Annotated in this window: 9 protein-coding genes and 1 pseudogene; 7 read left to right on the top strand and 3 right to left on the bottom strand. The window is 73.2% G+C overall.

The genetic code is table 11. The features are described from left to right. Positions 1-465, bottom strand: a pseudogene (locus tag ACWCO3_RS08835) (ribosome maturation factor RimP); the annotation flags it as partial. A 230-nt stretch (positions 466-695) separates the two neighbouring features. On the opposite strand from ACWCO3_RS08835, the gene ACWCO3_RS08830 reads away from it, so the two are divergent. The 7 genes from ACWCO3_RS08830 to ACWCO3_RS08800 all read left to right on the top strand — a co-directional run bounded on the left by ACWCO3_RS08830 (position 696) and on the right by ACWCO3_RS08800 (position 7,208). Then, the gene (locus ACWCO3_RS08830) at positions 696-1,148 is read left to right on the top strand and encodes a hypothetical protein (protein ID WP_145785824.1); all 453 of its coding nucleotides are present in this window, start codon (positions 696-698) and stop codon (positions 1,146-1,148) included. After that, complete coding sequence (locus ACWCO3_RS08825) at positions 1,145-1,582, top strand: ferritin-like domain-containing protein (protein ID WP_145785013.1); 438 nt, start codon at positions 1,145-1,147, stop codon at positions 1,580-1,582. Before ACWCO3_RS08830 ends, ACWCO3_RS08825 begins: the two co-directional genes overlap by 4 nt. A gap of 52 nt (positions 1,583-1,634) precedes the next feature. Continuing rightward, positions 1,635-2,237, top strand: a complete 603-nt coding sequence (locus tag ACWCO3_RS08820) for a PadR family transcriptional regulator (protein ID WP_145785014.1) — start codon at positions 1,635-1,637, stop codon at positions 2,235-2,237. Continuing rightward, complete coding sequence (locus ACWCO3_RS08815) at positions 2,234-2,968, top strand: ABC transporter ATP-binding protein (RefSeq protein WP_423436751.1); 735 nt, start codon at positions 2,234-2,236, stop codon at positions 2,966-2,968. The genes ACWCO3_RS08820 and ACWCO3_RS08815 overlap by 4 nt, the downstream gene beginning before the upstream one ends. After that, complete coding sequence (locus ACWCO3_RS08810) at positions 2,965-5,733, top strand: FtsX-like permease family protein (protein WP_450009238.1); 2,769 nt, start codon at positions 2,965-2,967, stop codon at positions 5,731-5,733. Before ACWCO3_RS08815 ends, ACWCO3_RS08810 begins: the two co-directional genes overlap by 4 nt. Positions 5,734-5,818: 85 nt before the next feature. Beyond that, the gene (locus tag ACWCO3_RS08805; protein ID WP_354889627.1) at positions 5,819-6,319 is read left to right on the top strand and encodes a nitroreductase/quinone reductase family protein; all 501 of its coding nucleotides are present in this window, start codon (positions 5,819-5,821) and stop codon (positions 6,317-6,319) included. 151 nt (positions 6,320-6,470) lie between these two features. Further along, positions 6,471-7,208, top strand: a complete 738-nt coding sequence (locus tag ACWCO3_RS08800; RefSeq protein ID WP_355024196.1) for a nucleotidyltransferase domain-containing protein — start codon at positions 6,471-6,473, stop codon at positions 7,206-7,208. A gap of 6 nt (positions 7,209-7,214) precedes the next feature. Here the strand turns inward: ACWCO3_RS08800 and ACWCO3_RS08795 are convergent, their stop codons facing one another. Both ACWCO3_RS08795 and map read right to left on the bottom strand, forming a co-directional pair. Further along, on the bottom strand, positions 7,215-7,928 hold the full coding sequence (locus ACWCO3_RS08795) for a VIT1/CCC1 transporter family protein (RefSeq protein WP_450009236.1): 714 nt from the start codon (positions 7,926-7,928) through the stop codon (positions 7,215-7,217). Positions 7,929-8,040: 112 nt separating this feature from the next. Next, on the bottom strand, positions 8,041-8,898 hold the full coding sequence (gene map / locus ACWCO3_RS08790; RefSeq protein WP_354889632.1) for a type I methionyl aminopeptidase: 858 nt from the start codon (positions 8,896-8,898) through the stop codon (positions 8,041-8,043). Positions 8,899-8,911: the final 13 nt, after the last annotated feature.

Genomic DNA, 8,911 nt, shown 5'->3' with positions numbered 1-8,911 from the left:
CCCGCGTTCCGCTGGGGTTCCGGCAGCCTCCAGGAGATGGACCACCTCCCGCTGGTCGCCCCGGTCACCAAGCACCTTGACGAGTCGGCTCACGTTGCGCCGCCAGTGCCGGGGCAGGGTGAGCGGCCGGTCGACGCCCGGCGAACTGACCTCGAGCTGGTATTCCCCGGCCACGATGTCGCCACCGGTCTCCTCCGCGGCGTCCAGCGCGGCCGAGACCGCCCGGGAGACGTCCGCGACGGCGTCCAGGTCGATCCCGCCGTCGGCGTCCACCATCACCCGTACCACGTGCCGACGACCGGCCCGGGAGACCGACAGGTCCTCCAGGTCGTAGCCGGCGTCGTTGACGACGGGCTCGATCACCTCTCGCAACCGGGCACGTCGCCCGGCGAGGTCACCACCGCGGGGACCCGCGGCAACGCGGGGCCGACCTGTCGGCCTGGTGGCACGGCCACGCTGCGTCATCTCCGCACCCTTTCCCTGGTCGACGGTGGTGGGTCTTCCCGCCATGCCGGCACGCCACCGGAGCGGACACGCCGGTGGCTGCGCAGAGCGTAACGCGCCTGCCCGGCGGCGGGCCGGGCGGCGCACCGACGCCGGTGGCCCCTGGACCGGCCCTCATGGTGTTGACTTGCCCGGTGGGGATCGGCAGAACGACACAGCGCAACCAGGCATCCGGACATTCCCGGCGAAAGATCCTGCGTGGCGGGGCGCTGCTGGTGCTCGGTGGCACCGCCGCGCCGCTGACCGGCTGTGATCTTTTCGACCGTGACGACAAGCCAGCGCCGCCGCCGGACCCGCTGCGGCCGATGGTGGACGAGGCGCTCGCGCTGGCCGAGGCGTACCGGAGCAGCGCCGCCGCACATCCGGACCTGGCCGACCGCCTCGGCCCGATCGGCGAGGCGCACACCGCCCACGCCACCGAGCTGGCCCGGGTGATCGGCGTGGCCCTGCCCTCGGCGGGGGCCAGCGCCCCGACCACCGCTGCGGCGGCCGACCAGGCCGGCGCGCTCGCCGCGCTGCGCGCACTCGAGAAGAGCGCCCAGAAGTCCGCCACCGAGTCCTGCGCCGCGGCGCCCGCCGAGCGGGCCGCACTGCTCGGGTCGATCGTCGCCGCCCGCGCCACCCACCAGGAGGCACTGAAGTGAGGCAGCCGTCCGCCGGGGAGGCTCTCGCCTCCGCCCTGTCCGCCGAGTACGCGGCCATCTACGCCTACGGGCGGATCGGTGTCCGGCTCACCGGCGCGGCACGGGAGGCGGCACACCAGGCAGAGGCCGCCCATCGACGTCGGCGCGACACCCTGGTGGTGCAGCTCACCACCGCCGGCGGCGTCGTACCGCCGGACCGGGCCGGCTACGCGCTGCCGTTCCCGGTCACCGACCGGGCGAGCGCCCTGCGGCTCGCCGCCGAGGTGGAGGAACGCACGGCCGCGCACTGGCGGGCGGCGTTGGCGTCCACCACCGGCGCCGACCGGGACCAGGCGCTGGCGGCCCTGGTGGAGTACGCCGTACGCGCCACCCGGTGGCGCAAGACGGCCGGACTGACCCCGCTGACCGTCCCGTTTCCCGGTCGACCTGCCTGAACAGGCCCACTCCGGTTGCGGAGCGCATACCAGGTATGCATACTCCGTTGCCATGTCCATCCGTCACGGGTTGCTCGCCCTGCTCGAACGCGGCCAGATGTACGGCTACCAGCTGCGCGCCGCGTTCGAGGAGTCGACCGGCTCGACCTGGCCGCTGAACATCGGGCAGGTCTACACCACGCTGTCCCGGCTGGAACGGGACGGTCTGGTGCGCCCGCTGCCGGAGAGCGAGGCCGGGCAGCGCCCGTACGAGATCACCGATGCCGGCCGGGCGGACCTGGCGCTGTGGTTCGCCACCCCGATCAGCCGCACCGACCGGCCCCGCGACGAGTTGGCCATCAAGCTGGCGTTGGCGCTGACCACCCCCGGAGTGGACGTCCGTTCGGTGGTGCAGGCCCAGCGCAGCGCGACGATGCGTGCCCTACAGGAGCTGACCCGGCTGAAGTACGGCAGCAACCGGCCGGAGGACCTCCCCTGGCGCCTCGTCCTGGACTCCATGGTGTTCCAGGCCGAGGCGGAGGTGCGCTGGCTGGACCACTGCGAGAGCAGTCTGGTGCGGCACCAACCCAGCGGCCCGGCACCTCCCGTGCCCCGACCGGGGGACGCCGACGCGCAGGACTCGGCGAGGTGGGCCGGCGAGGAGGCGCGACGGTGAGCGGGTCGGACGACGCGGTGTTGGAGCTCCGCGCCGTCCACCGCACCCACGGCACCGGACCGGCGGCGGTGCACGCGCTGCGCGGCGTCAGCCTGGCCGTCCGGCCCGGCGAACTGGTCGCCGTGATGGGGCCGTCCGGATCCGGCAAGTCGACGCTGCTGGCGCTGGCCGGAGGGCTGGACCGTCCGACCGGCGGCGAGGTCCGGGTCGAGGGGCAACCGCTCGGGGCCCTGGACCGTCGCGGGCTGGCCCAACTGCGTCGACGCCGGATCGGCTACATCTTCCAGCAGCTGAATCTGCTGGGCAGTCTGACCGCGCTGGAGAACGTGGCGCTCCCGCTGGAGCTCGACGGCACCAGCGGACGCCGCGCCCGCGCGCTGGCCCGGGCCGCGCTCACCGAGGTGGGCCTGCCCGGGCTGGGTGACCGCTTCCCCGACCAGCTCTCCGGCGGGCAGCAGCAGCGGGTGGCCATCGCCCGCGCGTTGGTGGGTGAGCGGCGGCTGGTACTCGCCGACGAGCCCACCGGCGCACTGGACTCGCAGACCGGCGAGGCGGTGCTGCACCTGCTGCGCCGCCGGATCGACGCGGGCGCCGCCGGGGTACTGGTCACCCACGAGGCACGACACGCCGGCTGGGCGGACCGGGTGGTGTTCCTCCGCGACGGCGTACTCGTCGACACGACGGCACCGCTGGGCAGCGTCGAGCAGCTGCTGTCCGGTAGCGAGCGGTGATCATCCGCCGTACGCGGCAGGCCCCTGGCCGGGCCGACCCCGTGCCGGCGTCGTCGGTCCAGCCACCCGTCCTCGTCGGCCGGCGGCGGATCGCCGAGCTGACCGGCTCCTGGCGGACCGCGCTGCGGATCGCGCGACGCGAGTCCCGCCGGGCCCGGCGACGGACCGCCCTGGTCCTTGCGATGATCGCCCTGCCGGTGGCCGCGCTGGCCTTCCTCGCGGCGAACTACGACATGGCCGAGCTGACCGCGCAGGAACGTGTCGACCGTCGACTCGGCGTCGCCGACGCGGAGTTGCAGTGGGTCGCCAACGGCCCGGTGGGACAGGACGAGTGGGGTGAGGGCTGGAACACGCAGGACGGCAAGCCCCCTCCGAGGGTCACCGCAGCCCAGATGACCGCGCTGCTGGGTCCGGGCAGTCGGGTCACCGAGGTGCGCCCGCACGCCCCGCTGACCCTGCGCGGCCCGGACCGCGACGAGAACGTGTCCGGTCGGGTGCTGGACCTCGGCGACCCGCTGGCCCGAGGGCTGGTGCGGTTCCTGGCCGGCCGGGCACCACAGCAGCCCGGCGAGGTAGCGGTCAGCCCGGCGGCACTGCGCCGCCTGGACCTGCGCCTCGGTGACGCCGTCACGGTCGCCGACGGGAGCAGGGCGTACACAGTGGTGGGGGTGGTCGAGTTCCCCGACGACCTCGGTCCGGTCGTGGCGCTGCACCCGGGAGCCGTACCGAAGACCGGTCCGGGGCCGGACAGCGTCTGGTTGGCGGACATACCCGGGACCGTCGACGCCGCGCTGGTGTCCCGGCTCAACGACCGGGGAGTGGTGGTCACCGCACGGCACTCGGACGGTCCGGGCGACGGAGCGAACCGGACCCGGTTCGGGTTCATCGGGGCGAGCGACGCCAACGACCTGAGCACCGGCGTCCTGATCGCCGGCCTCGGGCTGCTGGAGGTCGTCCTGCTGGTCGGGCCGGCCTTCGCCGTCGGCGTCCGTCGTCGACGGCGGGATCTGGCGCTGGTCGCGGTGGCCGGTGGGGATGCCGCCCAACTGCGCCGGGTCGTGCTGGCCGACGGTGTGGTGCTGGGCGTGCTGGGCGCCGCCGTCGGCCTGATCGTCGGCGTCGGCGCGGCGTTCGCCGGTCGCCCGCTGATGGAGGAGTACGTCTTCGGCCTGCGCTTCGGCGGCTACCGCTGCTGGCCGGCCGCCCTGGTGCTGCTCGGTGCGGTAGCGGTGCTGGCCGGGGTGCTCGCCGCGCTGGCACCGGCGTGGACGGCCGCCCGGCAGGACGTCAGCGCCGGGCTCGCCGGGCGACGTACCCCACCGGTGTCCCCGGCCCGGTGGTTGGTCGTCGGCCTGGCGCTGGTCGTGGGCGGGGCGGGGCTGGCGGCGTACGGGTCCAGCCGGACCTCCCCCGCGGTGATCCTCACCGGTCTGATCCTCGGCGAGCTGGGGCTGGTGTCCTGCACGCCGACGTTGATCACGACGCTCGCCCGCCTCGGCCGGCTGTTGCCGTTGGCGCCGCGGATCGCGTTGCGCGACGCCAGCCGCAACCGAGCCGCCGCGGTGCCGGCAATCTGCGCCGTGATGGCCGCCGTCGCCAGCAGCGTGGCGCTCGGTGGGTACCTGGCCAGTGACGGCGTCCGCGACGCACGCGCCTATCAGCCGATGCTGCCGACCGGTCACATGCTGGTCTACCAGAACGGGTCGGGCCAGCAACCGACGCTGGCCCAGGTGGTCGACGCGGCCCAGGATCAGTTGGGGGTCGACGCGGTGGCCGCGGTCCACACGCCGGACTGCGACGCGACGGGCACCGTCTACTGCGACATCGCGCCGGTGCTCCCCGCGAGCCGGGCATGCCCCTGGCAGATCGGCGACGACCTTTCCGCGTCGCACCGCCAGCAGGCTCGGTCCGACCCACGCTGCGAGTTGGACCCCTCCGAGGGCTACGTGCAGCCCGAGGTGGACGACGGCAGCGCGCTACCACTTCTCACCGGCGCGGACCCGACGACGACAGCGGCGGCCTCGGCGGTGCTGCGTGCCGGCGGCGTGGTGGTGACCGACCCGCGCTACCTGCACGACGGTCTGGTGACGGTACGCGTCAGCCGGGTGGACACCGGGCGGGATCAACTGACCACGTTGCGTGATCTGCCGGGGTACGCGCTGCCCCGGGCGGTCGGCTATCCCCGTCTGCTGCTGTCCACCGGCGCGGTCCGACAACTCGGCGTGAGCTGGTCCTCGTCCGGCTGGGTGGTCGGCACCACGATTCCGCCCGACGAGGAGCAGCAGGCACGGTTCACCGCCGCCCTGCGGTCGTTCGGGACCTTCTCGCTGAACGTGGAGCAGGGTTCCGCGCCAAGGGACGTCTCACCGCTGCTCCTGCTGATCGCGGCGGCGGCCGGCCTGATCACGGTGGGAGCGGCCGGTATCGCCACGGCGCTCGCCGCCGCCGAGGGACGCGCCGAACTGACCACCCTGGCGGCCGTCGGCGCGGCACCTGCGTTACGCCGGTTGCTGGCGATCTGCCAGGCCGGGGTCATCGCCGGGCTCGGTTCGGTGCTCGGCATCGTGGCCGGGCTGGGCACCGCGGCGATCGTGCTGTTCTCGGTCAACCGGCAGTACGCCAGCGACTGGCCGGTACCCGATCCGTACCCGATCCTGGTGCCGTGGCCCACGCTCGGGGTGCTCGTGCTGGTGCCGGTGGTGGCGATGCTCGGGGCCGGTCTGTTCACCCGCGCCCGGCTGCCGATCGAGCGGAGACTGGACTGACCGCTGGGCACCCCGTCCGCCGGTCGGCGATTGGTGCGCGTGCGGGGGGTGCCGCGCGGGCCGGGCAACCGGCAGACTGATCCGCGTGTCAGTGCTGGGAAATCTCACCCGCCGAGTTGGTCACTACCGGTGGTTCGGCGCCGCCGCGCGTCTGCTGGTTCCCGCCGACCGGGTGATCGGTCGGCTCACCCGGGGCCGGGTGGTCGCGCTCGGCCTGATGCCGTCCCTGGTGATCACCACGACCGGTCGCCGCTCCGGCAAGCCCCGCAGCAACCCGCTGCTGTACGTGCGGGACGACGACGCCTACGTGGTGATCGGCTCCAACTGGGGGCAGACGCACCACCCCGGCTGGGCGATGAACGTGCTCGCCGATCCAGCCGCAACGGTGGACGTGAAGGGTCGACGGATCCCGGTACGCGCCGACCGGGCGTCCGGCGCCGAGCGGGACCGGCTGTGGCAGTTGCTGGTCACCGAGTGGCCCGCGTACCACACGTACGTGCAGCGGGCCGGCGGCCGGGAGATCCACATCTTCCGGCTGGTGCCGACCGGGCGCGGCGCGCCCGCCGACCCACCGCCTGCTGGCTAAACTTCGACGGCAGTTGGCGAGTCGAGTTTCCCCACGCCCCACGCCCACGATCCGAGCAACGTCCCGGATGTCGCTGCCTCCAACCCGTGGCAGACATCAACATCCCTGATGTTCGCGCGGACCTTGGCGCCCAGTAGCGGAAGGTGACCCCGTGAGCGCGAGCGGCGGGCAGACCGGTGTCGATCGGGGTCTCGACGATGGACGCTGGGCGGTCGCGGAGCGGGTCGCCGAGGCCGTCCGGCGGCGTTTCCCGGCCGATGTGCTCGCGGTAGCTGTGCACGGGCCCCTGGCGCACGGTGACGACGACGGCGGTGGGGACCGCGAGGCGGGGATGTTGGTGGTCACCTACCGGTCCGGTGCCGGCCCGCCGCCGGCGACCCGTCGTGTGGACGGAGTGCTCGTCGATCTGACAGTGGCCGGTGCGGAGGACTATCTGGCGCAGGCTCGGGTGGTCTCTCCGCTGTGGCCGCTGACCGCCGACCGTTACGTCACCACGCAGGCGCTGCACGACCCGACGGGTTGGTTGCGGACGCTGCGCGACGAGCATCTGGGCCGGCTGGCCCGGGCTCGACCGGCGGAGTTCAGCACCGCGGCCCGGCAGGCCTGGTATCGGGGCAGCGCGGCGCACGCCCGGGCGGCCCGGCTCGCCGAGTGGTACGAGACCGACCAGGCCCTGTTGATGCTCGGTGAGGCCCGGCTGGCTGCGGCCACGGTGACGGGTCTGCTGAGCCGCACCTACTTCCGTGACCCGGGGGACGCGGTGCGGCGCACCGGGTTGGCCGGGGCGGACATGACCGAGGTGGGTGCGGTGCTGGCCCGGCAGGCTGAGGAGTTGGCCGCCCGTGGTCGTGCGGTCGACGGGACGATCGACGAACTGCTCACGGGTTGACCGGCGTCACAGCCCGCCCTGCACCCCGATCAGCGTGCCGATGAGATAGGTGGCACCGGCCGCGGCGGCACCCAGCAGCAGTTGGCGGAGACCGCCGGTCCACCAGGGTCGGTTGGTGAAGCGTGCCACCACCGCGCCGGCTGCGAACAGCCCGAGCCCGCCGACGGCGAGTGCCAGCCACAGCTCGGTGGCGCCGAACAGGTAGGGCAACAGCGGGATCAGGGCGCCCAGCGAGAAGAACAGGAACGACGAGGTCGCCGCCGCCCACGGGCTGGGCTGGTCGTCGGGGTCGACGCCCAACTCCTCGCGGACGTGCACCCGCAGGGCTTCCTCCGGGTCGCGGCGTACCGCTTCGGCGACCTGGGTGGCGAGGTCCCGGGGTAGGCCGCGGGCCACCCACGCGTCGGCAAGTTCGCGGGCCTCCGCCTCGGGGTGGCGTTCCAGCTCCCGGCGCTCCTTGGCCACCTCGGCGGCGACCTGCTCGTTGGCGGACCGGACGCTCGTGTACTCACCGAGGCCCATGGAGATCGCCCCGGCGACCAGGCCGGCGGTGCCGGTGAGCACGATGCTGTGCGACGACACCCCGCCGCCGCCGACGCCGGCGATCAGGGCGATGTTGGTGACCAGGCCGTCCATCGCGCCGAAGACGGCCGGGCGCAGCCAGCCGCCGGAGACGTCGGCGTGGTGCGCCTCGCGCAGGGCTGCTGGGGCGTCGGTCACGGTGCCTGCCCTTCGTTCGCGACTGCGGGACTCCGCTTCGCTGCGTTCCTCGCGCTCACGGATCTGCTTTCGTTCGCGACTGCGGGACTCCGCTTCGCTGCGTTCCTCGCGCTCACGGCAGGGTGAGAATCTCGTGGCCGTCGTCGGTCACCACGATGGTGTGCTCGAACTGGGCCGTCCACTTCCGGTCCTTGGTGACGACGGTCCACCCGTCGTCCCACATGTCGTACTGGTAGGTGCCGAGAGTGATCATCGGCTCGATGGTGAACGTCATCCCCGGTTCCATGATGTCGGTGGGACGCGGGCTGTCGTAGTGCGGCACGTAGAGCCCGCTGTGGAAGGCCTCGCCGATGCCGTGGCCGGTGAAGTCGCGGACCACCCCGTAGCCGAACCGCTTGGCGTACGACTCGATGACCCGGCCCACCACATTGATCTGCCGGCCCGGGGCGACCGCGCGGATACCGCGCATCATCGCCTCGTGGGTGCGCTCGACCAGCAGTCGGGCTTCCTCGCTGACCTCACCGACGCAGAAGGTGGCGTCGGTGTCACCGTGCACCCCACCGATGTACGCGGTGACGTCGACGTTGATGATGTCGCCGTCCTGAATGACGGTGGAGTCCGGGATGCCGTGGCAGATGACCTCGTTGATGCTGGTGCAGCAGGACTTCGGGAAGCCCTTGTAGCCCAGCGTCGACGGGTAGGCGCCGTGGTCGCAGAGGAACTCGTGCACCACCTTGTCGATCTCGTCGGTGGTCACGCCGGGCTTGCAGTGCTCGCCGGCGAGTTGGGTCGCCTGGGCGGCGAGTCGGCTGGCGACCCGCATCTTCTCGATGGTCTCCGGCGTCTGCACGTGCGAGCCACGCCACTCCTGCGGACGCTTCTTGCCCACGTACTCCGGTCGGGCGATCTGGGACGGCACCGGTCGCAGCGGGGAGAGCGTGCCGGGTGTCAGCGGAGGGCGGACGGTCATGCCACAAGCCTAT

It is taken from the genome of Micromonospora sp. NPDC002411, assembly GCF_053592955.1.
This window is presented reverse-complemented; position numbering and strand designations above follow the sequence as displayed.

Coding starts and splice junctions, on each gene's coding strand:
- ACWCO3_RS08820 (WP_145785014.1), top strand. CDS start 1,635: ATGTCCATCCGTCACGGGTTGCTCGCCCTGCTCGAACGCGGCCAGATG.
- map (WP_354889632.1), bottom strand. CDS start 8,898: ATGACCGTCCGCCCTCCGCTGACACCCGGCACGCTCTCCCCGCTGCGA.